Raw genomic sequence first — 23,832 nt, 5'->3', positions numbered from 1 at the left:
CTTACTGGGCTCGTTGGCGAAAGGCTCGGGGGGAGATGCCGTATTTGGATCGAAATACGCGGTAGAAGTAGGAGTATGACCGAAAGCCACACATGTCCGCAATTTGTTCCAGGTTTAAATTGCTGAACCGCATGCGGTCGCAAGCCATTTGCAGCCGAACATCCTGGAGGTATTGAACGATGGTTTGGCCGTACGTTTCTTTGAAGATGTGCACTGTTCTCGATATCGACAGCCCGATGGCGTCTGCGACGTCGCGCAGGGTGAATTCGTCCGCGGCGTGGCGTTCGATATAAGAGCGAATGCGCTCGGCGGCCAGCGGGATCGGCGATGCGGAAGTTGGATCGTAGCCGTTCTTGTCGATGGTCAGGCACAATGCACGCAACAGATAGTCGCACAGTTCCTCATCGGTTTTGCCTGGGCGGCGAAATTCTTCAATCAATAGTCTCCACAAATAGACGCAATTCTCGTGAAGGGCCAATCGCAAATGCGTTTTGCGCGGACGCGAATTCCACCAATGGTCTAACCATGGACCTTCGCAAAGTAAGAACAGATCGGTCGACAATACGTCCGGTTGGGACTTCTGGGCCGACTCTGGTTCAATTCGAAGTTCATACGCATGACCTGGGGCGAACATCACGAGATCGCCCGATTCAACCACCATCATGTCCTTATTGATGAGGACGTGCGCGCGACCGTCCGTCTGCAATCTAAATAGGTAGCAATCAAGTCCGCCTCGGGCGTTGTGGACGTACGGTTCACCGTGCTCGGCAAAGCCCACACTTCGGATATGTGTCCCAGTCTGCATGCACGGATTTCTGGTCAAAGGAACCACCACTCCATTGCGGAGACTCTGTACCGCCTTATCTTAGAGTTTTACGAACCGAATGACAACGGGCAAGCCGCGTCCATCATAAGGTAGATTTCACCTTGCTGGGGAATCTTCTGGTTGTCGTTTCTTGCTAATATATACTCAAAGCGTGACAAACGCCGTCCATGTCCACTATACTGAGGGATGGAAATTCACGATTTACATTAGGATGAACGCACGCGGTTCCATAGGTGCAGTGGAGAGCAAGGAGGAACAAGACCGTGACTGACGCGACGCACAAAGAAGGAGTAGACGTTTCGGACGTTCTGCTCGACCCTCAAGTTCAGGTATCCCTAAACACGATTTTGGAAAAACTTCCGCAACTGGCTCAGGTCATGACCGCCCTCACCAAAGATGAGGAGACCTTGGCAAGTTTGACCACCCTCATTGAGCAACTTCCCCGTCTGTCCAAAATCGTATATCTGCTCGGACGAGTCTATCAGGCTGCGGAAGACGTGGTAACCGACGGCGATACGCTCGACGGAGCGGCAAAAATGCTGCAGAAGTACACGCATCCGGTGTTCACCACCGCGCAAAAGGGACTCAAAGCTTATCAAGCTGCGAAAGAACGTGCGGAGCACGATACGACGACGTACAGCGTATTCAGTCTCCTGAAACTTCTCAAAGATCCAAACATCCAGAAGGCACTTCGTCTGGCAACGGCGTTCCTCGACGAACTTGGAGAGGGATCGACATCCGCGCATCACGGTTGATCCGGAGGAATTTTGCGAAGGCTGTACCAAATTGCCACCGTTTCGGGTGGCAATTTGCATTTTATAGGCAGGGGGCCGAATGCGTGGCGAAACTCGTGATCGTCGATGGATCATCCATCCTAACAACCTCGTTTTTCGGAAATGTACCGAGGGAATTCTACACGTTGAAGTCGGCAGGAGAGCGCGACGCCTTGCTTCGCAGGAAATCGCTGCAGACGTCCTCCGGAATTTATACCAATGGCGTGTTGCCGATGACACGGATCTTGATGAATCTGCTCAGCGTCCAGAAGCCGACGCACTTTGCCGTGGCGTGGGATGTTTCGCGGGACACGTTTCGAAGACGTCTGTACCCTGACTACAAAGGACATCGCGAAGAAGCCTTGCCGACGCTGGGGCAACAATACAGCACCATGCAATCGCTGCTGTCCGGGATGAAAATTCCGCAGTTCTGGTTCGACGATTACGAGGCGGACGACATCATTGGAACGCTGTCGCGAAAATTTGAACAGGACATGCCCGTATACATTCTTACCAAGGATCAGGACGCCCTTCAGTTGGTCACAGACAGGACGCGCGTGTGGCTGTTGACGAGCAAGGCGCAGGACATGTATGAGACCCGCGGTCTCAAGTCGAAACAGTTGCTGGTCCCAGACGGCGCATTTGAATACACACCTGTGACCTTTGAAGAAGAGTATGGATTGAAGCCTCTGCAGATGATCGACAAGAAAGCCTTGGAAGGCGACAGCAGCGACAACATTCCCGGTGTCAAAGGCGTCGGCGAAAAGGCGGCGATCCCGCTGCTGCAGGAGTTCGGCACCATCGAAAATCTGTATCACTTTATTGAAGACATGTCCGCTTCCGAAGAAGCCGAATTCAAGTCGTTGTTGAAGTCGCTTGGTATTTCGCGATCGCCGCTCTCACCGCTGTTGAAGACGTCCGAGGATGAGTTGTGCGGCAAGGCGGCAGCGTTTCTCAGTAAAGCCTTGGCGACCATTCACACCGATATCGAAGCGCTCTCTTCGATCATGGAGCGAGACCTCCGCCTCGAACTGGACATGAATGGCGCCGCAGAGAAGTTCAGCGAACTTGAATTCGCCAGCCTCCTGCCAAAACTCACAGCGCTCGCTGCGGGTGATGACGCGGTGGCCGTGGACGACATCGCCGGATAAGCCCGACCCGGGCCGGAGCCGGCCGCTAGCCGGACGTTCCTGATCCGGCTGAGCCGGCTCGGAAGCTGTATCGCTTGGCATCCGCGGTGCATAACGGTCCCCCTGAGAAGACACCCTAGACATGATTTCAGGAAGGGAGTGTCTCTCGTGGAGATGTCGCGCGCCAAGGAAATCTTCGAGTCAGAATCGTTTATCCCCGTTGAATACGAAGGGACGCCAATCTACATCAATCGTCTGTTCGACACAAGTCCGTACGCCGAAGTACGCTACGACAACGGCGCCGTGACCAACGTGCCCGTTTCGGAACTCAAAGAGGCGAGACAACAGACGCACTGAAGTGTCCCATCACCACATCGGCGTCAGGGGGAAACCGACTGCGCGATTGGGAGTTCGATCACGACAGTCGTCCCCTTTCCCGGCTCGCTCTCGACACTCAAGCGCCCTGCGTGCTCTTGAACGATCCGCCGGCTGATCATCCAGCCTAAGCCGGTTCCGCCGTCTTTCGTCGTGTAAAACGGCTCTCCCAGTTGGCGAAGTTGTTCCTTGGTCATGCCAACACCGTGATCGCGGACTTGAATGGACACCTTGTCCACTCCGTGCTTGGCGATCCGGACGTCGACCTTGCCCCCGCCCGGCATGGCTTCCATGCTGTTTTTCAGCAAATTGATAAACACCTGCTTCATCCGATTGGCCTCACACGCGACAGGCGGAAGGTCGTCTTCAATGTTCAATTCGATTTCCACATTCTCCAAAATCGCTTGCGCGCGAAGCAACTGGATCACCTCAAAAAAACGGTAACCAATATCTTCATCCGCAAATCCATGCTGTTGTGATTTGGACAATACCAGCAGTTCATTGACAATCTGCTCGATTCGTCCAATTTCGTCCATCATAATATCGATCGCTTGATTTCGATCCGACAGCGTGGGCAATAGTTTCAAAAACCCTTTGACCGCTGTCAGTGGATTTCTGATTTCGTGAGCCACACCAGCGGCGAGTTGGCCGGCAATCGACAAGTATTGGGATCTATACAAATAATCCTCGGCGTTGTCACATACCATCGACCAATCGCTGCGTTCCCACGCATGCTCCTCGATCGCGCTTTGAAGCGCGTCAACAACGACTTCAAGCCCATCTTCATTGGTGATCGGCTTCACGATGAAATATACGTCGAGGCATGGCCTGTCCATTCCCATGGGGACTTGGACAAATTGACAAGGTACCAAACGATGGTGTTTGGTGCGGAGACGAATCGCGGTACGGTCGTGCAATGTCGTGTCGCCGACGCGATGCACATGTTTGCGGACAAATGAGACGACGTCCTCTGGATTCATGACGCATTGAACGTGTTGCCCCAACAATTCGTTGGCAGAAAAGCCGATCAACCGCACGAACGCGTCGTTGACATCCGAGATGCGGCCGGTCATATCGATACCAATCATGCTTAACGGGTGGTTCTGAAATATCGACTCATATTGCATCCACCGATCCAACGGCAACTCATCGTACTTGCGCTTCTCCATAAATAATCCTCACCGACGCTATGTTCTCGCAATCGATCGATCGCGATTTTGACGAAACTCTGTCAACCTCTGTTGAATATCGACGTCGTCCAGCATATGCATTGTCTTCATAGGATCACCCACGTCCATTATTCTGTATCCAGCATGTCGAAGTAACGCATAAACTGTCAGACATTTACCATAATCGCAAAATATTTTCGAACAGTGGTTCATTCATAGGGTTCGATCGATGATCCATGATATGTTGGGGCTTTGCATCGCAAGAACAACTCTTGCTACATTAGATGTGTATCTTAAGCGGAAGAATCGGTCTGCCCCGTCGCATCGGTCACCGCTGGCACGACAAGTGAGATACGAGAAAGGAAGAGACGCATGTCCTCCAAGGAAGATCTGAAGAACAAACTGACTCCCCTCCAGTACGAGGTTACGCAAAACAACGCTACCGAACCGCCATTTCGCAACGAATATTGGGACAATCACCAAGAAGGCATCTATGTGGATGTCGTATCGGGGCAACCGCTGTTCAGTTCGCGCGACAAGTACGATTCGGGATGCGGGTGGCCCAGTTTCACGAAACCCATCTCGCTTGACCGCGTGATCGAAAAACCGGATTACAGTCACGGCATGGTCCGCACGGAAGTCAGAAGCGAGCAGGCCGACTCGCATCTTGGCCACGTATTTCCGGACGGTCCGCAGGAAGCAGGCGGACTCAGGTACTGCATCAATTCGGCCGCGCTTCGCTTTGTCCCGAAAGAGGATATGGCTCGGGAAGGATATGCGGAATATCTCGTCCTGTTTGAGGAATAATCGGACAACCAGCAGGGGGCACAGGGATGTTCTACCTCATCAAAATCATTGAAAGCTTGATTGTGCCTCCTGGCCTGTTTGTGACGGTGGCCATCGGCTTTGCGCTGGTGTCCAGGCGCAAGAACAAGAAGACGAAGGGACGCAAGAGACGAGTATCGGCGCGTTGGATCGCCATTGCGTTGATGTATTTCGCGTGCACAACCATGGTCGGCAACGCCTTGCTACGGCCGCTCGAAGACGCATACCCACAGCCAGCCGCTCCGAAAGGAGACGTGATTGTCGTACTTGGCGCCGGCTTCACCATTGGCACGCCCGACGTCGATGGCCGTGGCAATCTATATGGGGATTCGTCCAGTCGCATTGTGACGGCGGCGGCGCTCTATCGGCGGCTGCACGTTCCGATTCTACTCTCCGGTGGACCGGAAACCGTGTCTCGCGGCGTTTCCTACTCGTTTGCTCAAATTGGCCTGCGAGAGTTGGAAGCGCTCGGCATTCCGGCTCGAATGGTGTATGTCGAACCGAACAGCCGCAATACGGAAGAGAATGCTGCCGATTCAGCGGTCATCCTGCGCAGCCACCATTTCGCGCGGCCCATTCTCGTGACGTCCGCATATCATATGCCGCGGGCTGTGATGGACTTCCGGCGCGCAGGCATTCAGGTAACACCCTATCCCACCGCGTATTTGGCAAATCGCGGCGGACAGCGGTACTCGTTTGTTTGGCTGCCATCAATGCAAGGGCTGCAAAATACGTATACCGCGTTGCGAGAGTACATCGGTCTTGCAGCGACAGACATCGGCATCAGAGGATGAATGGAGGATTGTTCATGCGTGTAAGCATCCTCGATCAATCGCCTATCGCGACGGGATCGACCGCAAGTGAAGCCCTGGCCCAGACCGTTCGGACCGCCCAATTGGCCGACGACCTCGGGTACCATCGCTTTTGGGTTTCCGAACACCACGACGCGCCCGGCCTCGCCGGATCCACACCCGAGGTCCTGCTCGCCCACATCGGCGCCAAAACCAAGCGGATTCGGCTCGGCTCCGGTGGCGTCATGCTGCCGCACTACAGCAGCTACAAAGTCGCCGAAAACTTTCGGATGCTGGAGGCGTTGTACCCAGGCCGGATCGATCTCGGCGTTGGGCGGGCGCCTGGCGGCATGCCGAGATCGACCATCGCGCTGCAAGGCGGCCGAGTGCCGAAGGCGGACTACAGCCAACAGGTGGCCGACCTGATTGCGTACATCACCGACTCGCTGCCGGACAATCACCCGCTCTACGGCCTGAGAGCCCGCCCAATCCCCGAAGGTGTGCCGGAATTGTGGCTGCTCGGGTCGAGCTATGGATCGGCGGCCATCGCGGCGGAGCACGGCACCGCGTTCACGTTTGCGCACTTCATCAACGCGGAAGGCGGCGTCGAGGCCGTACAAATGTATCGCGACAGGTTTCAGCCTTCCCGCCTGTACGCTGAACCGGAAGCGTCCGTCGCGGTCTTTGTCTTTTGCGCGGACACGGCGGAAGCCGCGGAACGGCTGGCCATGACGATGGACCTCTCGCTCCTGATGCTGGCGAACGGACAACGCATGGAAGGCACGCCGACGTACGAAATGGCTCGCGATTATCCGTATACCGCCAGGGAGCGGATGGTCGTTCGCGAGAACCGGGAGCGAATGATTGTCGGCGATCCCGTCTCCGTCCGCCAACAGTTGGAGGCGTTCGCGAGGCGATACGGCGTCGACGAGGTCATTGTGTCGACCCGGACGCCGGATTTCGAAGACCGGTTACGCACGTTCGAGCTGCTGGCGGACGCGATGGGCTTGAAAGGCCAATAGCAGCAACGCGCCGCAGCTCAGCACGCTCGGAATGAAAAAGATGTGCGGGGACAGGCCGGGGATGACATTGGGTATCATGTAGCCAATAAACGACGCGGCCTGGCTCAGCACGAAGTACAGCGAACTGCCGAAACCGCTGCGATGCAGGAACATCCGCTGAATCATGCCCATGGCGACCGTGTTTTCAACCGAGACAAAGAACGAGTAGATGGGCTGCGCGCCGAACAGCAACGGCAGAATCGGGTGCAAGGCGTACGTCAGGTAGACGCAAATGGAGCATACGATGGCGACGATCACGACGCGCGTATCGCCGAACCGCTGCGCGGCAATGCCGCCGAGCGTCATCCAGACAAACTCGAACACGACTTGCACAGTCCACAGATGCGAGACGAGGACGGGATTCTTGTACAGGTTGTCGACCATCAACGGAAAATAGAGACTGCGAATGTTGTCGCTGCAAAGGATAATGAGTACGGCCATCAGCACGAACCAGTTGACGCTGGTGCCAGCCTGCCGCTTCGTAGGCGGCGTGCCTTGGCGTTCGCGATAGCTGAGGAAGAGTAGAAAGAGAACGGCATAGGAAAACAGGTTGCCAAGGATGACGCCGTGAAACGAGATCGCCGTGTACAATGCGCTCCCGAGCAGCAAACCGACGAAAAAGCCGAAACTCATCAAGGTGCGCAGCCACACCAAAGCCATGTCGACGATGTCAGGCGCTTCCTCGACGAAATGGCTGCGCGCCATCGCGTATAATTGCCCGACGATCGCGCCGGAAGGCGTGGTTGCGAGAATATAGAAAACCAGCGCGGTCGCGAATGTGCTAGCGTGATCGTACCCGAACAGGCCAATCACGCAGAGCGCCGACGCGACGACCGGGAACGGCTTGCGACGGCGCAGGCGATCGCTCAAGAGACCGCTGGCGAGCGTGATCGACAGATTGACGATGATGGCTGTCGATACAACCAGCGAGATCTCCAATTTGCTCAAATGCACGCCATTTTTTAAGTAGATGGCGTTCATGGGCACAAGGATTCCGGTGCCGCAGCCGTACACCAGCATCGCGGCAAGCAGCTTCCAGGCGCCCGGAATCAGGAAAAATCGCCGAAGGTCGTACAGGACGCTCATGGTGCAGATTGGCCGTTGGCTTCTTGAATCAACGACCAAACCGTCGGATAATCCGCCGCGGTCGCCGCGATGATGCCGCTCACCAACGTGTCCGGCTGGTTAAACACGAACCGTTCCCCCGTTTTCTCCGTCACTTTTCCGCCTGCAGCCTCAATCAACGCCACGCCGGCCGCAATGTCCCACTCGTTTTTGGGTCCGAGGCTGAACGTCGTATTCGCGCGGCCAGCGGCGATCAAAGCCAACTTGTAGGCGATGGAGCCGACGGCTTCCACGATCATCTTGTCGACAAACGGCTCGAATTCACCGCGCTTGATTTCGGATCGGCTGCCAAGCACAATCAATTTTTCACCGGCAGGATGCACCGCTTGAATCGGCTCGTCGTTGAGCCACGCGCCTTCGCCAACCAACCCGGTGAACAGCTCGCCCTTGGCAGGATTGCAAACCACGCCGAGAACAACCTCACCCGATCTCGCCAAAGCGACGGACACCGCGTACTGAGGCACCTGCTCGACAAATTCGCGCGTTCCGTCGATGGGATCGACAATCCACACGTATTCCTGATTCAGCCGTGCCGGATTGTCGCGCGTCTCCTCCGACAACCAACCCGATCCAGGCAGCAAAGCCAGCAACTTCTCGCGCAGAAACTTGTCTGCGGCGAGATCGGCCGTCGTCACCGGATCCGTGCCTTCCTTGAACTTCGTGTCAAACCCTTCACGCGCGATATCTTGAACGATCTCGCCGGCCCCTTTCACCAATTCGGCTACCGACTGCAAAAACTCGCGATTAATGGATGTCAATGTCTGCAGACCTCTCTCTCCGTGATCAAGCCAAGCAATGCGGACACTCTCCCGCCAAGGCACATATCCCGATTATACATGAAGCTGACGCAGTGCCAACGTCCCATACATCGCCCGAAGTTGGTTAGATACATGGAGGCATTCAAGCTCATTCAACCGTGAGTCCTAAACTCCTGACAACCTTCTCAGGGTCATCCACACCTACGATAAGCGCGTCGTATGGTGCCCCCTTCAAAGTGATCTTCAAGCCTCGTTTATGCTGATGGTGAACCATCGCAAAACTGGTTCCCTCGTTATTAGATACAAACGTTCCCATGGCGAATACGCCAGGAATACGGCTGCCGGGCATCTTTACGCCGTGAACGGCATGAATGACATCGTCAAGCACTGTCACAGACTGAACGGTGGAAACAGCTACTCGTATATCGCCGTGAACTCCCTCTAGTTTCTCTAATGTGGACATTCGCAAGACAATAGTGTTTTCTTCGCGAATCAGCTCCGCCATGACATACAGTCCCTTCGTCTACCTATCCTCATTTCAACATGATACTGTTCCGTCCGGATTGCACTCTCAAAGATTTCTTCAGCGCCGTTGTTTCATATTGCTGCCTCAGCGAACTCACTTGACGTAAACTATATCATGTCCTTAATAGGGAGAGATCTGGAATGAAGAGCGTATTCAGCGGTTACTACTTCTTGTTCTTCGTGGCGATGGCCTCAACCCAGCCGTTTTTAAGCCTGTACCTAAGCGGGAGGGGTCTCTCCAGCGAACAAATAGGCGTGTTGATGGCGGTTGGAGCTGTCGCTGGCATGTTCGCACAGCCGCTCTTGGGATACGTCAACGATCGAGCGACGGATACCCGGCGTCTGCTCATCCTGTCGGCGATCATCTCGCCCGCGATATACGCTTTGTATGCTCTTTTCCATCCTTACGCTTTGCTTCTCGTCGTCGCCTTCTTCTACGCCGTGGTGCAGTCAACCGGCCCGATCGCCGACGCGATGGCGATTCAATCAGGTAACGAGTACGGATTTTCCTATGGTCAAGTCCGACTATGGGGGGCACTCAGCTTTGCCATCACAACGATGGTCGCAGGTTACGTGTACCACGTGATCGGAATTAGCTATTCGTTTGTCTTTTACGCTGGACTTTCACTGATTCTTGTCTTCGTCGCTCGATTTCTTCCTCGAACACCAGCCTCGACGCATTCGACCGAAATGCTGGTTCGAGGCGTTTGGAACGTCGCAAAAAACACGCGGCTGATGGTGTTTATTGGACTTTGCTTCGTACTCGCAACGGCAATCACCGTCAACTTTACATATCTGCCGCTCTACTTCAAAGCGTTACACTACCCACTTGGCTGGGTGGGTCTAAACTTCACCGTCGCGGCGTTGGTCGAAGTACCTTTATTTTATGTTTCCGGTCCGATCATCAAAAAGTTCGGGGCGCGCGTGGTCATCGTGATCGCCAGCGCGTTTTACGTCGCGAAATATGTCTTGATGGGGTTCGCGCCGCCGCCAGCACTCGTCATCGCCATTCAAGTGTTGGATGGAGTCGGATATGCGTTTTATTGGAGCGCCGGCGTGCAAATTGTCGCCAACCTCAGTCCAAAAGGCCGCAGCGCAACCGCTCAGACGCTGTATGGAGCTGTGGCAAGCAGTTTAAGCAGCATCGTTGGATCGGTAGTCGGCGGCTGGTTGCTGGAAGGGTACGGCCCAAAAGCGATGTATTTCGTGAATGCCGGGATTGGCGGTATTGCCTTGTTAGGGTACATCATTTTCGCAAGGCACCGATCCCCTCAGCTCGACTCCAGTCATCCGGTAGAGGCCGGTGCGGTTCCCGAATCAAATTCGTGAGCGGGATCGCACTGGACACCCAAGACGACAAGTCCCTTGCCGGCCGTCCAGACAGGCTGCGGGTTCCTGATTACACCAATGGCAATTGAGTGATGCGAGCCACATCGACGTCATAGGACACCAGATCTTCGCGGTTTACATCATGGACTGATTGTTTCCCCAGCGCGCGAACTCCGTTCTTCATTTCTTCCATACAGCCATTGAGAAAGCGAGCTAAACTTTGCGCGCCCTCGTCCTCTTCAAACTTGCTCAACAACTCGGCGTTAGCCCATGCAAGCTGTGTCGGCGGTTCCATTGGTATCACTTTTACGATTTGCGTATGAACAACGGCAAACAGGGCGGCGGTTCCAATATATACCGCATTCGCTCCCAAGGCCAATGCTTTGAGCATGTCGCCGGGTGTCCGTATTCCCCCTGAAATAATCAAGTCCACCTTACTTCGATAACCACTGTGTTCGAGAAAGCGAACAGCACGGCATAGCGCCGCAAGCGTTGGTAGACCAAAATCGTCCACGAGAATCGCCGGCGACGAATGTGTTCCACCCTGCGCCCCGTCGATCACGAGCACATCAGCACCCGCTTGGACAGCAATTTTGATATCCTGTTCAATATCGTGACCTGCCGCCAGTTTGACGGCAATCGGAGCTCCATCCGAGTCCAAGCGCAGTCTGTGTATTAGGTTCTGCAAATCGTGCATGCGTCGGACCTCCGGCTGCCCAGCAGGAATATATGTGTATGAATCTGACGAGGACATCTTCAGATCGCGTTTCACGCGCTCATTCAATCCATTGGCGGAAACCACCGTTCCCGCCCCCGCGTTGGCTCCTTGCCCAAATCGAATTTCGACCATATCGGCCTGACGCAACACAGGCGCGGAAGGTTTCCAAGGCGCACCGTGATATTGAACCACAAGGTGCCGTGCCAAATCCCTAAATTCCTGCAATACGGGTCCCTGTCCGGTATTGAACGCAGTTCCGACCATGCTTGTCCCTTTTGCGATGGCACGCTCAAATGATTTACTCAGGGCCACTCCATATCCCATGCCTGTCACCATCACTGGCATTGAAATCACCAATGGACGTTTCGCCCTGCGACCAATGACAGTCTCCATCTCGATGGATACCGAGTGATCCAGAGGTCGGCGATGCAATTGGGCGGACGAGAACAGCAGACCGTCAAAGTGCGGAAATGTCCTTGATGTTCCGATGGGCTTCTCAAGTGGTGTGCCCGTATGCGCCCGCAGTTCGTTTTCGACCGTCCACTGCAATCCTACCTTGCGCAGAGCGGTGACCCCTTCCAGCACATTTTTCGTGTATGGCTCGGTGAACAATAGCGCAGTCGCGCGACCTGTTGCTTTCTTGATGATCAACCTCAGCCAAAACGGAGAGGTTAGCACCGTCAGAAGTACCACAAGCGCCCACGCCACGAAGGACAGCATGAACATCCAGATCCACGCGTCAGCTGAAGACGACCATGCCGTAGAGCGAAATGACATAATCCACCCGTTCATGCGTGATTCAACTCCCTTTGGGAAGATGACGGACGGTACTGTGCCCAGCACAATGACGATAGATCTGTCGCATCCTCTCCTTACCGCCTGGCCGACGCAACGCGTCTTTGCTGCACGCCGACTTTCACCGCCATCACGGCCACCGTCAGCAAAGGAATACCTACAAACGTGACCACGAAGTACAGCGGCACAGTGTGGGAGACGAAGCGTTGCACCTCGTCCGAACTCGAAAACATCGCGGTACCCCCACCCCACACGAGAAGCGCGCCAGTGAGCGCAGTGACGCGATGGGAAGACAACCGAAACACGTCTTTCATACCAACGCACCATGCGTAGTGAAACACTGCCAATTTAATGAACACCATCGAGATAACCACGATGACGTACAAAGTGTCGAGTCGTTCGATAAAGCGTCCGACTCGAATACTCCGAACTGCCTCCAAAACAGGGTAAGTGATGTAATGGGTTGAGGGCCCAACCACGCCAACCGTGACGACGGTCACGAGCGTCAACACGACCGTAACGAGCCCCGCCGCCGTTCCTACATCCTGCGCCGCCTTGCGCCCATTTCGCAAAAATAACACGAACTGAAGTCCTATCAACAATTCCAGTGCGTAGGCCAGCGCCGCAACAACCCCGCCGCGCAAAACCGGCGTCCAGCCGTCCGCCAGTACCGGCATCAGTTCGTGGACATCCGTATGCTGAAGCGATAGAAAGAACAGGATGGGCGCTATCAACATCACGAGCGGCATGATGAACTCTCCATCGCGCATAATCACCTCCACGCCAGCATATACCGCGTACGCGACGGCAATCATGACCGCCGCGCCAATCGTTGACTCCGATGTTTTCGGAAGAATTGTGATACCGACAAATACTTCCGTTTCCCGAAGCACCGTGCAGTTGATCACGTACAAACATAGAAGAATCCAGATCCCGAAGATACGCCCTATCCACGCCCCCCACGTATCGACAAGCGCGGCGGTCAGCGTTCGTTTCGGAAACCGTCGGATGAAGAACAAAGTGACGACGACCGCAATGAATCCTCCCACGAGAAAACACGATGTGCTGAGCCAGGCGTCCCGCACCGTGAATTGGGCCACAGCGGTCGGAATAGAAACGATACCGGTGCCAAGAATGCTCCACGTGAGCGTCATGACAAACTGGGAACGAGATATTTGAGCTTTCGACATGTGACACCCACTCTCTACAGAACTCGATACAGCCACTCGGTTAGCGGGCGAAACAACGCGTTCACCGGCGACAGTAAATCAATGCGATGAAACAGGTGTATGTCCAGGCACACTGCCATCGTCAGCGTCATGCAGATTAAGACTATATAAAGTACAATCTCTCGACGTTTCGCGCTTCGCAACGACCGCCAATCGATGGCGACGACCGAAGCGGAAGCCACAAGTGCCAACCAAGTCAACGCCCCACCCCCGAGGGAACCGCGCTGCTTCTGGATACAGTCGATTCGGGTGCGCTGAATGCGAGGTTGGTACGGATTGTCTGGACCTTCACTTGACAGTCCATCTGTACCTTAGGAAAGATGGTCGGCCACGACGCGCTGATACGCCGCCAATACGCGGGGTGTTGCATAAACACGCGTCTTCCGAATTGGCACGCATCCACATCGTCCCGCTGGAGCTTGTTCAGCACCAATTGCATGCTTTGCCCAATGTACGCGGAAGCCATCTGATTCAACTGTGCGAGTTTCTGTTCGTCCAGTTGTTCATATGGACAGAGTTGTCCGATTTCCGCTCGCGCATGGACGGTGAGACGCACGCGCAAACCGCCCGGAACGGGTTCCGAATCGAACCGCGTGTCGGAATCAAGAAGACGAATGGTGGTCCCTGTTCCGTTCTCTTTGTCGCGGCAGGGAAGACGAATGGCCACTTGGCGCGTACGGCCAAGCATCCATCCTAGCCCTTGCATCTCTCGAATGGACAACGTGTCCACCAGGTGACCGGCTCGAAAGACGGCTATGCCTTGTACCACAGGATGCTGGGAATCATTCAGCGCAATGGAGGCCATGACCGGTGCTTGCGAAGGCGACAAATATTCCTTCATCACCTGTTGCTGCTCGGATTGGACAATAGGCAATTGTCTCGAGGTTTGCTCGACCAGTTCGCGGATGCCCAACGCGTTCAGTGCCTCCGGCTCCGCCGACGCCGACAGAACGTCGCTGGCGCGTTCGGGTGTCGCGAGAAACAACTGATTTCTTCGAAACGCACGATCACGTTCTAAATAGTCAAACGCTCGTTCGACGCCGTGTTTCGCATAGGATTGACCAAACACCACTAACATATTTTGGGCAAGATAGACCGAATGTGGTACTTCGCGCTCCAAGTTGCCAATAGCATCCTCAATGGACACACCGGTTGCCTGCCGAATGAGCGTGGCACGCCTCTCGCCGCTCGTGCTCGATTCACCACCCCCTGAGGAAGGTACGCTGGCAGGGTTTACAATTTCCGCCGTAACGTTCACTCCACGCGCTCTGTCTTCGTCAACGCCGATGGCCAACACAAGATTCATATTGTCGACTTCCTGAATGTCGTAACATCCTGTCAAGAGAACCGATCCCACGCCGACAACCATCAATGCTCGCGTTCGTTGCCACCAACGAATTCGAAACGCTTTCATGATTCGCTCAAATCCCAACTGGACGCTTTCGATTTACCCGGAACAGGCGTTCGATTGTTCACACTGTCAATCGGTTCCAGGTGTTTGGGACGACGTCTCATCGCAAACCACGGGGCTCGAATGAACATGTCCTTCATATCGGCCCACTCAAACGGAGCTCCCGGCGCCATGTAAGGAACGCCGAACGATCTCAGCGACACGAGGTGTGTGATCAGGATGAGGGCCAGGAGCAAAACGCCAACCAACCCTCCGAGCCCCGCCGCGAGCACAAACGCAAACTGGATGAGGCGGCTCGAATTCACGAATCCATAGGCGGGTAAGGCAAACGAAGCAACACCGGTGCTGGCGATTACAATCACCATCCCGGGCGATACCAACCCGGCCCGCACAGCCGAATCCCCGACCACCAGCGTACCCACGATACTGACCGACTGACCCACAGCCCTCGGCAAACGGGTTCCCGCCTCGCGCAGAACCTCGAAGATGGTCAACATCACCAAAGCTTCGAGAATCGATGGAAATGGAATACCTCGATGTTGAGCCGCCACGGTGATCAGCAAGGGGGTCGGAAGTAAGTCCTGATTGTAGGACGACAGTGCCACGTAGAGCGCAGGCAGAAACAGTGACGACCAGTAGGCCAGATGTCTCAACATACGGAGAAAGATCGTCAAAGTATAGTGAACATAGTAATCGTCAGCGGCGACTAAAAAATGGATGAACTGGGCCGGAACCAGCAAACAATTCGGTGCTCCATCAACCATGATCGCGATCCGGCCTTGCAACAAATTGCTGGTCACGCGATCCGGACGCTCCGTTTCGTCCGTTACCGGAAATAATGTAAATGGCGCGTCACCAATCAATTCTCGCAATTTATTAATATCGTTTAAGCTGTCGATGGAGATCTTCTGAATCCGCCGCTTCGCTTCCGCTACCAGTGTAGGCTTTGCAACGCCCTCAACATATACCACACAAACGGTGGAATGGGAGTACGTTCCAACTCGCATCGACTCCACCTTTAGCCGCGGACTGCGGATCCGTTTACGGATGAGCGCAAGATTCAATTGTATGTGCTCGACGAACGCCTCTTGTGGACCTTCGAGAGTCGGTTCATTCTCCGGTTTGTCTATGGGACGTCCTGGTGGATCACTCACTTCGAGTACAAGAGCGTGCGAGGTTCCCCACATACGGAGGACAACCTGCCCATCCGTGACAGCAGCGTTGAACTCGCCTAGCGTCGAAATCTCACGAACGATCACCGTGTGCAACACGGACGCCAGGTCACGCAGTTGGAGACGCCGCTTCGACACACTCTCCAAAGGCTGCATTATCCCCGTCTCCAAGCGCAACAAGTCGACGATTCCGCGCAGCCAAAACAGCGTGATACGCGTACCGCACACCTCGATGTCCCTCATTTGAAAATCGATGCAACGAGCCCACTCGGTGTCTAACCACCGATGCATCGACTCCGGACGATCCGGGATGGGTTCGTCACTTTCTGAGATGTTCAGATCGGATGCTGTCCGCGGTTTCCTTCCAGAAGGAGAACTTGCCTGGTCGGATCGTCGAAAACGTGCAAACACGAAATCCTCCCCTTCGTCGCGCTGTCTCCTTCTTTACGATGCTCATTTTTCCATATACAATACCAAGGCGGCCGAAGGAGACGATGTTACTGTCTTGTTGGACGTCTACGGGGGTTGTTTCTTCCCGAATCTCGCGAGTGGTTTGACATCGCCATCCGTGAATCCTGTGCCTTCCAAATGTAAGGCCCCCAAAAAGGAAGCGTCTTTCCGCCCAGGAAATAGTATCCTCGTGCGTGGAACTCCTGTTTCAGTTTTTCTTCGGCTTCCTCGATGTTTTGAGCGGCAACCACATTGCTCAATTCCGCCAACAACATATCTTCACCTTGATCTAATGACATTCGCTTGGTGAGGACACACGTGAAATATCGATAGTAGATCGCAACCACATTTTGAACCCAGGTATCCGCTGAGTTGATTTGAAAATCAGGGTTATTTTCCAGAAATCGTATCCTCAGTTGTCGAGCGAATTCCCTTTCCTCACTGCCGATGTCGGCTTGGCGCAGAAGATATTCGTAAGCCCCTGTCACGTCGCCTTGAATGCACAAACCAATGGCACGCTTCATGGCTAAGGAGTGTTTTTGCTTCGCAGACATAGCATCTTTCCCTTCTCTTTGAACCGCCGTCTTCCATATGGGCCCCGGTTGTGTTCGTACTTCAAAATAATTCTTCGCTCAGCACCAAATCGAGCCATGATTTTGCCTCATTGTACAGAATCGGATTGGTTTGCTGCGTATAATAAGCGAGAATTGCGACCGCTTGGAGTACGACCCATCCTCGGGCCCTTGCCCACGTTTCGTCGTCCGTTGGAAGAGCCTCGCGGAACGCATCGCGAGCCAATGGTGAGTGCAACTTCCATGCGATCGAGCGCTGCCTGAATCACGTCGATCTCCTCAATTGGCACTGTCTTGCCGTCAAGCCACGTATGTATCTCCCAAAACCAGGGATATTCGTGGTTCGGATGCCCCTGAGCGATGGGCACTGGGACTTCAAGTGGAACCAGCGGTGCAAGTTTTGGCAACCATGTGAACTCGCGACTTCCTGGTGTCGTGGGTCCTTCCCGCCGTGCGAGCCGAACTGAATATTCGTCGCCAAGTCGATAAATGGCGTTGACCGTGCCTGCTGGCTCGACTCGCCGCAGGGGTAGTTCCGCCCAATGGGGAAACTGATCGGTAATCAGACGACGCACAAGTTCCTCGTCGATATCCAATTCGTCGACGAGCCCTGCACGCTTTGCACGAGCGAGCGTACGTCGATCACGGTTTTGCTCACCGCCGAGATCATTGCATGTAACTGACCCGCCGGTCGAGCCACGGGCAAGCCGCGTGATCGGCAGCGGCCATGTCGATCCGCTGCCAGTCCGCGCCTGCCCAGCCCAGCCGCTGCGTCGCGTACGGCCGTTCATCTCACTTGCCGCGCTGTGGGTAGACCATCACTTTGATGCTGCCGGCCTTGTTCGTGCGGGCGCGCTCTAGGGCCGCTCCAGCATCCTCCAAGCCGTATGTGTCGGTGAGCAGCACATCGACGTCGACGGAATTCAACAGCGCGATGCCGGCCGGATAGGTGTTCGCGTAGCGGAAGACGCCAATCATCTCGATCTCGTTGTCGACGATCATGGGGATGTTGAGATCGTTCGTTTCAATCGGCGGCAGGCCGACAATCGCGATGCGCCCGCCGCGTCGGACTGCGGTGAAGAGGCTCTTCAGCGCTGCCGGGTTGCCCGCCGTTTCGATGCCGACGTCGAGACCGACACCGTCGGCGACACTGGCGATGGCGTCCGGCAGGCTTTCCGTCCGGACGTTCACAGCCTTGGTGGCTCCCAGCGCCATGGCGACGTCCAGCCGGTTTTGTTCGACGTCGCCGACGACAATCGCGGAGGCGCCGGCTTGCTTCGCGGCGATCACGGCGGTAAGCCCGACCGGCCCCATGCCCATGATCACAACGCTTTCCCCGGCCTGGAAGCGGGCGCGGCGAAGTGCGTGAACGCCGACGGAGAAAGGCTCGACCAGCGACGCCTTCTCGAACGACATGTCGTCAGGGATGCGATAGACGAAATCGCTGCGGTGCGCGATATATTCGGCGAATGCGCCGTGGACGGGCGGCGTGGCGAGAAACTGAACGTCCGGGCATAGGTTGTAGCGCCCGGCCTTGCACGCGGGACAACGGCCGCAAGTCACGCCGGGTTCCACGGCGACTCGATCCCCGACGCTGACATTCGTCACAGCTTTGCCTGCGCGGACAATCGTGCCGGCGCATTCGTGACCGAGAATCAACGGCTGTTCGACGACATAACGCCCAATTTTGCCGTGTTCGTAGTAGTGGACGTCAGAGCCGCAAACGCCGACGGCTTCCATGCGAATGAGCACCTCGTCGTCCGCGATCTCCGGAACCGGAATCTCGCGAATCTCCACGTCCATCGGGCGAACGAGGTAGGCGGCTTTCATGGTGGATGGGATTTCGAAGTTTGGCATAGGTTCCATCCCTTTCTCTACGTTTTCTGCAGGTCCAGAGTCACTTGGATGCGGTCTCTACCCGAGATGCGGCGTTCGCCTGAGGCGACTGGCGCGACTGGCCTGATTGGCTCGCGGCTTCCCAGAGGCCGTTCAGGTACGCGGCGCCAAGGGCGCGATCGAATAAACCGTACCCCGCGTTGCCCGTCTCGTCCCAAATCATCCGGCCGTGATCCGGCCGAATCGGGCCATCGTATTCAAAGTCTGCGAGCAAGCGCATCAACTCGTACATATTCACAGAGCCATCCTTGCTCAGGTGGCCCGACTCGTAAAACGATTTCGGCCCGATGCGCTTGACGTTACGCAGATGTACGAAGTTGACCCTGTCCGCCTCCAACAACTCGTGCAGGATCGCCGGCAAATCGTTGGTCGCCGAGGAGCCGAGCGATCCGGCGCAAAAACACACGCCGTTGGAGGGACTGTCGTACAACTGGACCAGGCGGCGCAAAGCGGCGCCGTCGACGATAATGCGAGGGATGCCGAGGACTGGCCAAGGCGGATCGTCCGGATGAATCGCCATGCGGATGCCCAGTTCCTCCGCCATCGGCATGACGGCTCGCACGAAATATGCGAGATGCTGCCACAAATCCTCAGCGCCCATCTCGCGATACGCCGCGAGCAGACGTGTCATGCGCTCTCCATCCGCTTCCATATCCCACGCCGGCAATCGAAGCTTGCCGGAGAGCAAAGCGTCTTCGTCGACTTCCTCGTCCACGTACGCCAACGTGTTGGAGCCGTCCGGCAGTTCGTAGGCCAGCGACGTCCGCAACCAATCGAACAAGGGCATGAAATTGTAGCAGACCGTTCGGATCCCCGCCTGCGCCAACCGCCGCAGCGTGGTGATGTAATTCTCGATATAGGCGTCCCGCGCAGGAAGCCCCATTTTGATGTCCTCGTGGACCGGCACGCTTTCGATCACGGCAATGTTCATACCCGCGTCTTCCACCTGTGCCCGAAGTCCATCGATCTCGTCCTTGTCCCACGCCTGTCCGACCGGCGTCTCGTACAGCGACGTCACGATGCCCTCCATGCCAGGGATCTGGCGGATGTGGCGCAATGTCACCGGATCGGCCGGACCATACCAGCGGAACGATAGCTGCATGGCCATTCCTCCTCACTGCATTGTCGAGGTCAATCACCCAAGGACGCGAGGGACGCCAGCACGCGATCCACGCGGCGCGATATGGCCGCATAATCCCGGTTCGCGATCTCGTCCTTGGGGAACAGGCTGCTCCCCATGCCGACGGCCTTCGCCCCCGCGCGGATGAATTCCGGCGCGTTGTCCTCCGTGATGCCTCCGGTCACCATGGCTTGGAGATCGTGGAACGGCCCCAGCAAATCCTTGATGTAACCCGGGCCCATCGTGCCTGCCGGGAATATCTTCAAAGCCTCCGCGCCCGCGAGACGCGCGCTTTGAATCTCGGACGGCGTCAACACGCCGGGAATCAGCGGCAGACCGCGTTCGTTGGCGAGCGAGAGCAGGGCGGGATCGAAATGCGGTCCAACCAAAAACTCCGCACCAGCTTCCACGGCTTCCTTCAGTTGCCCTTCGGTCAGCACGGTGCCGGCGCCGATGGTCGCCCGATCCCCATACGCGTCGCGCACCTGTCGAATCAAACCGGCTGCGCCTTTGGCGTCCATCGTGATTTCCAAAGCCTGGATGCCGCCGTCGATCAACGCCCGAATGACGTCCGCAAACACCTCCTCCGGCAGTCTGCGAACGACGACCACGACGCGTGCGTCCTCCAAAAACTGTGCGACTTGTCCCATCTTCATCGCGTGATTCCCTCCTGTCCTTCAAGCGACTGCACGGCCTCATCCCAAGTCGGATAACCGTTGTAATCGCCCGGGTTCGTGACGGCGTAGGCGCCGACGAGCGAACCGAGCGCCATGCACTTCTTCATCTCCCAGCTGCGCACCATGCCGGCAATCCAGCCTGCGTTGAAACCGTCGCCCGCCCCAACCGTATCGACGACGCGTGGCACCGGCCACGCAGGGATGTGTGTCGATCCTCCGTCCATCGCCAGGGTCGCGCCGTCCGCGCCGCGTTTGATGAGAACGCCACGCCCGCGAAACCCGGCCTTGCGGACCATGGCCTCGACTTCCTTCGGTTCGTCCGTGCCGTACAGTTGCTGCGCCTCCGTGTCGCCCAGGAGGAACCAGGTGACGAACGGCAAGGTCTCGTCCATCACCTGCTTCCACGCGTCGATCCCGCCCAACTTCAGGCGAAGGTTGGCGTCAAACGAGATCGAAAGTCCGTTTTCCTGCGCCGCCTTGAAGATGTCGAGGCAGCGGGATCGAGCGGATTCGCCGATCATCCACGTGATCCCGGTCGCGTGAACCCAAGTCAGCGAACCGTCCCGCATCCGCGCAAGGATCGGCTCGATGTCCCACGGTTGCGTCGCGATGGCCGAGGTCGCGCGGTAGTAAAACACGTGCGTGTCCCGGCCCAAACCGGACCATTGTTTGAAATACATCCCTGTCGGCGCGGCAGCGGTCGATGCGAGCAGGGAATCGTCCACACCTTCCGCGCGGAGTTCACGGCGGATCAAATCGCCAAATGGATCCGCCCCCACCAACGCCGCGTACGCGACCGGTGTCTGCAGCCGCGCCAATCCGACAGCCGTGTTGAACTCAGCACCGGCGCAGTCGGTGTGAAAGGATCGAACCGTCGAAAGCTTGCCCTCCTGGTCGGGCACGCAGACAATCAATGGTTCGCCAAACGTCAATACGCGCCCAAGCGCTTCAGTCAATGCCGCTCACCTCGTTTGATGATCTTGTTTCACGCCCGCCATCCACCGGCGAGTTACCGATGCACGAACGTCCAGAAGTTTCGATTGAACAACGCGTCGACGTCGCGGGCGATGTCGTCTTCCCGGACCGTCCATCCCGTATCGGCCAGCGATTGATATTTGTCAGCCAAGACATTCCCGATCACGTGCCGCGCCCTCTGCCATTTGTAAATCACGTGCTCGAGCACGCGCGCATCGGAGTGCTGCGCGACAAATGTGGGTCCAATCAGTTCCAGGCGCATTCGGGTAATTTCCGCGACGAGCGTCTCGGTATTGAGGAACCACCAGCAGCCAAACGGCATCACGTTGCCAAACTTGCGGGCCGTCACGGCAAGCTCGTGCTGATCTTCGCGGGACAGGAAGGTGACGAAGAATTTGTTGTCGGGGAATTGGCGGGCCAGATTCTCAATGGGAACGATGGACGCCTTGCCTGTCGAATCTCCGGCGGATTGCAATGCCGGGTTGACCTGTCTGCGCACGCCAATCATCAGCGCCAGCGGCAGCTTCAGTTCCCGGCATACGGGCAAAATCGCCTCAGCAATCAGCTTCCCGCGCGGCGTCTGTTCTGGGAAGGCGAACGTGTCGGGGGCAGAGAAGGCGAAGTAGAGCGGCTCCATGATACCGACCCAGTCCTTCAGGAATCGCCGAACTTCCGCGAGATGAACCTCCGTCATCTCTTCGCCGACGTCATAGCCCTGGCTTTTCAGGCGCGGCACAACCCCGGCCCAATCGTTGAGCAAGACGTCCAGGCGAAGAGCGGCGTGGAAACGCGGACCACGCGGCAACTGCTTCTCCCAATACCGGCGTTCGATCTCGTCGAACGGATCGTTCGTCATGACCACCGACTCGACCCCGGCCATGTCCAAAATCCGATTGACATAGGTTTCCGTCGGCGCCGCGTCCAGCGCTTCGCGGAGCGCCGCGAGTTTGTCCGTTCGAGGATCGAGATCGAAAGCCCGGGCAATCTGAACGACGCCAAGCGCCGCTTCGCTGACTGGCGTCACTTTCTCGAACAACTGTGTCCAAATCCAGTCCGCCTGCGCAGCCGTATCCATGGCCCAAAATTGCTCATAGGAGAGATCTCCGACGCGCAGGGCCTCGGCGATCAAATAGTGGTAGGTCATCACATTGTCCGCACCGCTTTTCTGCAGTGCTGAAAACGAAGGTGGAAACAGGTGCGTATGCATGTCGGTGATCCGAACCGATTGAACTGCTTCGTGAACGAGACGCCGAACGTCTGTCATCCTAACCACCTCAATTCGAATTGATCAAATGGTCATGGCGGTAAAGCCGCCGTCGACTGGGATCAAGGCGCCTGTCACAAACCCGGAAGCTCTGTCCGACGCCAGCCACACGGCGACACCCTGGAGTTCGTGCGGTTCGCCCAAACGTCGCATGGGCGTATGCCGCTCGATGTTGGCAATGCGCTCGGGCGTCAGGATTTTGCGGTTTTGCTCTGCTGGGAAAAAGCCCGGAATGATGGCGTTGACGCGGACGGTCGGCGCCAGTTCGCGCGCGAGATACTGGGTCATGCTGTTCACCGCCGCCTTTGACGCGGAGTACGCGAAGACGCCGGACAAGGGCGGCCCAGACGAGACGGATGAGATGTTGATGATACTGCCGCCGCCTGCCTCCAGCATGTGCCTGCCCACGCATTGCGACGCTAGGAATACGCCCTTGGCGTTGGTGGACAGCACGTGATCCCACTCGTCCTCAGAGATCTCGAAGAACGGGGTTTTGCTGTTGATACCGGCGCAATTGACCAAGATGTCGATCCGCCCGCTCCACCCGCAGACATCCGCGACGAGCCGCTCAATGGAGGCGCGATCGACGATGTCGACCGCAAACGCCGCCGCCTTCCCCGCTCCCGCTGCGTCCAACTCGCGGACGATCTCGCTCCCCTTCTCCTCACTGCGTCCAGCGATGGCAACAGCGGCGCCATGCGCGGCAAGTCCTTGCGCGATGGATTGCCCGAGGACCCCGGTTCCGCCGATGATCAGCGCCGTACGACCATGCAAATCAAACAAGTCCACCTGAGACATCCCCTTAACTCGGAAAGCGATTTCACGCCCCGTTACCCTGTATCGGGCTACCATATCTAGTATAGTCA

The 23,832-nt window shown here is 56.4% G+C and carries 25 protein-coding genes; 7 read left to right on the top strand and 18 right to left on the bottom strand.

Annotation, left to right across the window (positions count from 1 at the left end; translation table 11 throughout):
* Nucleotide 1: 1 nt before the first annotated feature.
* The gene (locus tag AAC01S_RS02080; RefSeq protein ID WP_245630028.1) at nucleotides 2-823 is read right to left on the bottom strand and encodes a helix-turn-helix transcriptional regulator; all 822 of its coding nucleotides are present in this window, start codon (nucleotides 821-823) and stop codon (nucleotides 2-4) included.
* Between the two features lie 266 nt (nucleotides 824-1,089).
* Here AAC01S_RS02080 and AAC01S_RS02075 point away from each other — a divergent pair, with 266 nt between their 5' ends.
* The 3 genes from AAC01S_RS02075 (at nucleotide 1,090) to AAC01S_RS02065 (ending at nucleotide 3,086) form a co-directional block, all read left to right on the top strand.
* A complete protein-coding gene (locus AAC01S_RS02075) occupies nucleotides 1,090-1,581 on the top strand; it encodes a DUF1641 domain-containing protein (RefSeq protein ID WP_067618019.1) in 492 nt (163 codons plus the stop codon).
* 83 nt (nucleotides 1,582-1,664) lie between these two features.
* The gene (locus AAC01S_RS02070) at nucleotides 1,665-2,750 is read left to right on the top strand and encodes a 5'-3' exonuclease (protein WP_083511434.1); all 1,086 of its coding nucleotides are present in this window, start codon (nucleotides 1,665-1,667) and stop codon (nucleotides 2,748-2,750) included.
* 153 nt (nucleotides 2,751-2,903) lie between these two features.
* Complete coding sequence (locus AAC01S_RS02065) at nucleotides 2,904-3,086, top strand: small, acid-soluble spore protein, H family (protein WP_245630037.1); 183 nt, start codon at nucleotides 2,904-2,906, stop codon at nucleotides 3,084-3,086.
* Nucleotides 3,087-3,109: 23 nt separating this feature from the next.
* On the opposite strand, the gene AAC01S_RS02060 is transcribed toward AAC01S_RS02065, so the two are convergent.
* On the bottom strand, nucleotides 3,110-4,273 hold the full coding sequence (locus tag AAC01S_RS02060; RefSeq protein ID WP_067618015.1) for an ATP-binding protein: 1,164 nt from the start codon (nucleotides 4,271-4,273) through the stop codon (nucleotides 3,110-3,112).
* 372 nt (nucleotides 4,274-4,645) lie between these two features.
* Between AAC01S_RS02060 and msrB the strand changes: the two genes are divergently transcribed.
* The 3 genes from msrB to AAC01S_RS02045 are packed head-to-tail and all read left to right on the top strand — an operon-like array spanning nucleotide 4,646 to nucleotide 6,911.
* Nucleotides 4,646-5,080 (top strand): peptide-methionine (R)-S-oxide reductase MsrB, encoded by a 435-nt coding sequence (msrB, locus tag AAC01S_RS02055; protein ID WP_067618012.1) that lies wholly within the window; start codon nucleotides 4,646-4,648, stop codon nucleotides 5,078-5,080.
* Nucleotides 5,081-5,106: 26 nt separating this feature from the next.
* On the top strand, nucleotides 5,107-5,892 hold the full coding sequence (locus tag AAC01S_RS02050) for a YdcF family protein (protein ID WP_067618010.1): 786 nt from the start codon (nucleotides 5,107-5,109) through the stop codon (nucleotides 5,890-5,892).
* 8 nt (nucleotides 5,893-5,900) lie between these two features.
* On the top strand, nucleotides 5,901-6,911 hold the full coding sequence (locus tag AAC01S_RS02045; protein ID WP_067618008.1) for an LLM class flavin-dependent oxidoreductase: 1,011 nt from the start codon (nucleotides 5,901-5,903) through the stop codon (nucleotides 6,909-6,911).
* Here AAC01S_RS02045 and AAC01S_RS02040 read toward each other — a convergent pair.
* From AAC01S_RS02040 to AAC01S_RS02030, 3 genes are all read right to left on the bottom strand, one after another.
* Nucleotides 6,861-8,075 (bottom strand): MFS transporter, encoded by a 1,215-nt coding sequence (locus tag AAC01S_RS02040; RefSeq protein ID WP_157071007.1) that lies wholly within the window; start codon nucleotides 8,073-8,075, stop codon nucleotides 6,861-6,863. The genes AAC01S_RS02045 and AAC01S_RS02040 overlap by 51 nt on opposite strands.
* On the bottom strand, nucleotides 8,033-8,833 hold the full coding sequence (locus AAC01S_RS02035; RefSeq protein ID WP_245630027.1) for a 3'(2'),5'-bisphosphate nucleotidase CysQ: 801 nt from the start codon (nucleotides 8,831-8,833) through the stop codon (nucleotides 8,033-8,035). Before AAC01S_RS02035 ends, AAC01S_RS02040 begins: the two co-directional genes overlap by 43 nt.
* Before the next feature lie 148 nt (nucleotides 8,834-8,981).
* Nucleotides 8,982-9,338: a hypothetical protein gene (locus tag AAC01S_RS02030; protein ID WP_067618001.1), complete on the bottom strand. Its 357-nt coding sequence runs from the start codon at nucleotides 9,336-9,338 to the stop codon at nucleotides 8,982-8,984.
* Between the two features lie 161 nt (nucleotides 9,339-9,499).
* Between AAC01S_RS02030 and AAC01S_RS02025 the strand changes: the two genes are divergently transcribed.
* On the top strand, nucleotides 9,500-10,687 hold the full coding sequence (locus AAC01S_RS02025; protein WP_067617998.1) for an MFS transporter: 1,188 nt from the start codon (nucleotides 9,500-9,502) through the stop codon (nucleotides 10,685-10,687).
* Nucleotides 10,688-10,757: 70 nt separating this feature from the next.
* Here AAC01S_RS02025 and AAC01S_RS02020 read toward each other — a convergent pair whose 3' ends face one another.
* The 13 genes from AAC01S_RS02020 to AAC01S_RS01960 all read right to left on the bottom strand — a co-directional run bounded on the left by AAC01S_RS02020 (nucleotide 10,758) and on the right by AAC01S_RS01960 (nucleotide 23,764).
* Nucleotides 10,758-12,197, bottom strand: coding sequence for an FMN-binding glutamate synthase family protein (locus tag AAC01S_RS02020; protein WP_245630026.1), 1,440 nt, complete (start codon nucleotides 12,195-12,197; stop codon nucleotides 10,758-10,760).
* A gap of 80 nt (nucleotides 12,198-12,277) precedes the next feature.
* Complete coding sequence (locus AAC01S_RS02015; RefSeq protein WP_067617995.1) at nucleotides 12,278-13,390, bottom strand: GerAB/ArcD/ProY family transporter; 1,113 nt, start codon at nucleotides 13,388-13,390, stop codon at nucleotides 12,278-12,280.
* 14 nt (nucleotides 13,391-13,404) lie between these two features.
* Nucleotides 13,405-13,629: a hypothetical protein gene (locus AAC01S_RS02010; RefSeq protein WP_067617992.1), complete on the bottom strand. Its 225-nt coding sequence runs from the start codon at nucleotides 13,627-13,629 to the stop codon at nucleotides 13,405-13,407.
* Nucleotides 13,626-14,843, bottom strand: a complete 1,218-nt coding sequence (locus tag AAC01S_RS02005; protein WP_067617988.1) for a Ger(x)C family spore germination protein — start codon at nucleotides 14,841-14,843, stop codon at nucleotides 13,626-13,628. The genes AAC01S_RS02010 and AAC01S_RS02005 overlap by 4 nt, the downstream gene beginning before the upstream one ends.
* On the bottom strand, nucleotides 14,840-16,423 hold the full coding sequence (locus AAC01S_RS02000) for a spore germination protein (protein ID WP_245630025.1): 1,584 nt from the start codon (nucleotides 16,421-16,423) through the stop codon (nucleotides 14,840-14,842). Before AAC01S_RS02000 ends, AAC01S_RS02005 begins: the two co-directional genes overlap by 4 nt.
* 86 nt (nucleotides 16,424-16,509) lie before the next feature.
* The gene (locus AAC01S_RS01995; RefSeq protein ID WP_067617985.1) at nucleotides 16,510-17,016 is read right to left on the bottom strand and encodes a hypothetical protein; all 507 of its coding nucleotides are present in this window, start codon (nucleotides 17,014-17,016) and stop codon (nucleotides 16,510-16,512) included.
* Between the two features lie 107 nt (nucleotides 17,017-17,123).
* On the bottom strand, nucleotides 17,124-17,825 hold the full coding sequence (locus AAC01S_RS18580) for a phosphotransferase (RefSeq protein ID WP_245630024.1): 702 nt from the start codon (nucleotides 17,823-17,825) through the stop codon (nucleotides 17,124-17,126).
* A gap of 1 nt (nucleotide 17,826) precedes the next feature.
* Entirely contained in the window at nucleotides 17,827-18,891 is a 1,065-nt protein-coding gene (locus AAC01S_RS01985; RefSeq protein ID WP_157071006.1) for an NAD(P)-dependent alcohol dehydrogenase, read from the bottom strand.
* Nucleotides 18,892-18,931: 40 nt separating this feature from the next.
* Nucleotides 18,932-20,032 (bottom strand): mannonate dehydratase, encoded by a 1,101-nt coding sequence (locus tag AAC01S_RS01980; RefSeq protein WP_067617978.1) that lies wholly within the window; start codon nucleotides 20,030-20,032, stop codon nucleotides 18,932-18,934.
* 29 nt (nucleotides 20,033-20,061) lie between these two features.
* On the bottom strand, nucleotides 20,062-20,706 hold the full coding sequence (locus AAC01S_RS01975) for a bifunctional 4-hydroxy-2-oxoglutarate aldolase/2-dehydro-3-deoxy-phosphogluconate aldolase (RefSeq protein ID WP_067617975.1): 645 nt from the start codon (nucleotides 20,704-20,706) through the stop codon (nucleotides 20,062-20,064).
* Nucleotides 20,703-21,683: a sugar kinase gene (locus tag AAC01S_RS01970; RefSeq protein ID WP_067617968.1), complete on the bottom strand. Its 981-nt coding sequence runs from the start codon at nucleotides 21,681-21,683 to the stop codon at nucleotides 20,703-20,705. The genes AAC01S_RS01975 and AAC01S_RS01970 overlap by 4 nt, the downstream gene beginning before the upstream one ends.
* A 53-nt stretch (nucleotides 21,684-21,736) precedes the next feature.
* Entirely contained in the window at nucleotides 21,737-22,966 is a 1,230-nt protein-coding gene (locus tag AAC01S_RS01965) for a hypothetical protein (protein ID WP_067617965.1), read from the bottom strand.
* 24 nt (nucleotides 22,967-22,990) lie between these two features.
* Nucleotides 22,991-23,764 (bottom strand): glucose 1-dehydrogenase, encoded by a 774-nt coding sequence (locus tag AAC01S_RS01960; protein WP_083511433.1) that lies wholly within the window; start codon nucleotides 23,762-23,764, stop codon nucleotides 22,991-22,993.
* Nucleotides 23,765-23,832: the final 68 nt, after the last annotated feature.

Origin of the sequence: Alicyclobacillus acidiphilus NBRC 100859 (assembly GCF_001544355.1) — a bacterium.
GTDB lineage: Bacteria > Bacillota > Bacilli > Alicyclobacillales > Alicyclobacillaceae > Alicyclobacillus > Alicyclobacillus acidiphilus.
Note: the sequence above shows the minus strand (reverse complement) of the source record. Positions and strands in the feature narration are given on the sequence as shown.

Bases quoted from the DNA above. Each gene is read 5' to 3' on its own strand.
- AAC01S_RS02015 (WP_067617995.1), bottom strand. From the start codon at position 13,390: ATGTCGAAAGCTCAAATATCTCGTTCCCAGTTTGTCATGACGCTCACG.
- AAC01S_RS02030 (WP_067618001.1), bottom strand. From the start codon at position 9,338: ATGGCGGAGCTGATTCGCGAAGAAAACACTATTGTCTTGCGAATGTCC.
- AAC01S_RS02060 (WP_067618015.1), bottom strand. From the start codon at position 4,273: ATGGAGAAGCGCAAGTACGATGAGTTGCCGTTGGATCGGTGGATGCAA.
- msrB (WP_067618012.1), top strand. From the start codon at position 4,646: ATGTCCTCCAAGGAAGATCTGAAGAACAAACTGACTCCCCTCCAGTAC.
- AAC01S_RS01985 (WP_157071006.1), bottom strand. From the start codon at position 18,891: ATGCCAAACTTCGAAATCCCATCCACCATGAAAGCCGCCTACCTCGTT.
- AAC01S_RS02025 (WP_067617998.1), top strand. From the start codon at position 9,500: ATGAAGAGCGTATTCAGCGGTTACTACTTCTTGTTCTTCGTGGCGATG.
- AAC01S_RS18580 (WP_245630024.1), bottom strand. From the start codon at position 17,825: ATGAACGGCCGTACGCGACGCAGCGGCTGGGCTGGGCAGGCGCGGACT.
- AAC01S_RS02050 (WP_067618010.1), top strand. From the start codon at position 5,107: ATGTTCTACCTCATCAAAATCATTGAAAGCTTGATTGTGCCTCCTGGC.
- AAC01S_RS02065 (WP_245630037.1), top strand. From the start codon at position 2,904: ATGTCGCGCGCCAAGGAAATCTTCGAGTCAGAATCGTTTATCCCCGTT.
- AAC01S_RS01975 (WP_067617975.1), bottom strand. From the start codon at position 20,706: ATGAAGATGGGACAAGTCGCACAGTTTTTGGAGGACGCACGCGTCGTG.
- AAC01S_RS01995 (WP_067617985.1), bottom strand. From the start codon at position 17,016: ATGTCTGCGAAGCAAAAACACTCCTTAGCCATGAAGCGTGCCATTGGT.
- AAC01S_RS02020 (WP_245630026.1), bottom strand. From the start codon at position 12,197: ATGAACGGGTGGATTATGTCATTTCGCTCTACGGCATGGTCGTCTTCA.
- AAC01S_RS01965 (WP_067617965.1), bottom strand. From the start codon at position 22,966: ATGACAGACGTTCGGCGTCTCGTTCACGAAGCAGTTCAATCGGTTCGG.
- AAC01S_RS01960 (WP_083511433.1), bottom strand. From the start codon at position 23,764: ATGTCTCAGGTGGACTTGTTTGATTTGCATGGTCGTACGGCGCTGATC.
- AAC01S_RS01980 (WP_067617978.1), bottom strand. From the start codon at position 20,032: ATGCAGCTATCGTTCCGCTGGTATGGTCCGGCCGATCCGGTGACATTG.
- AAC01S_RS02005 (WP_067617988.1), bottom strand. From the start codon at position 14,843: ATGAAAGCGTTTCGAATTCGTTGGTGGCAACGAACGCGAGCATTGATG.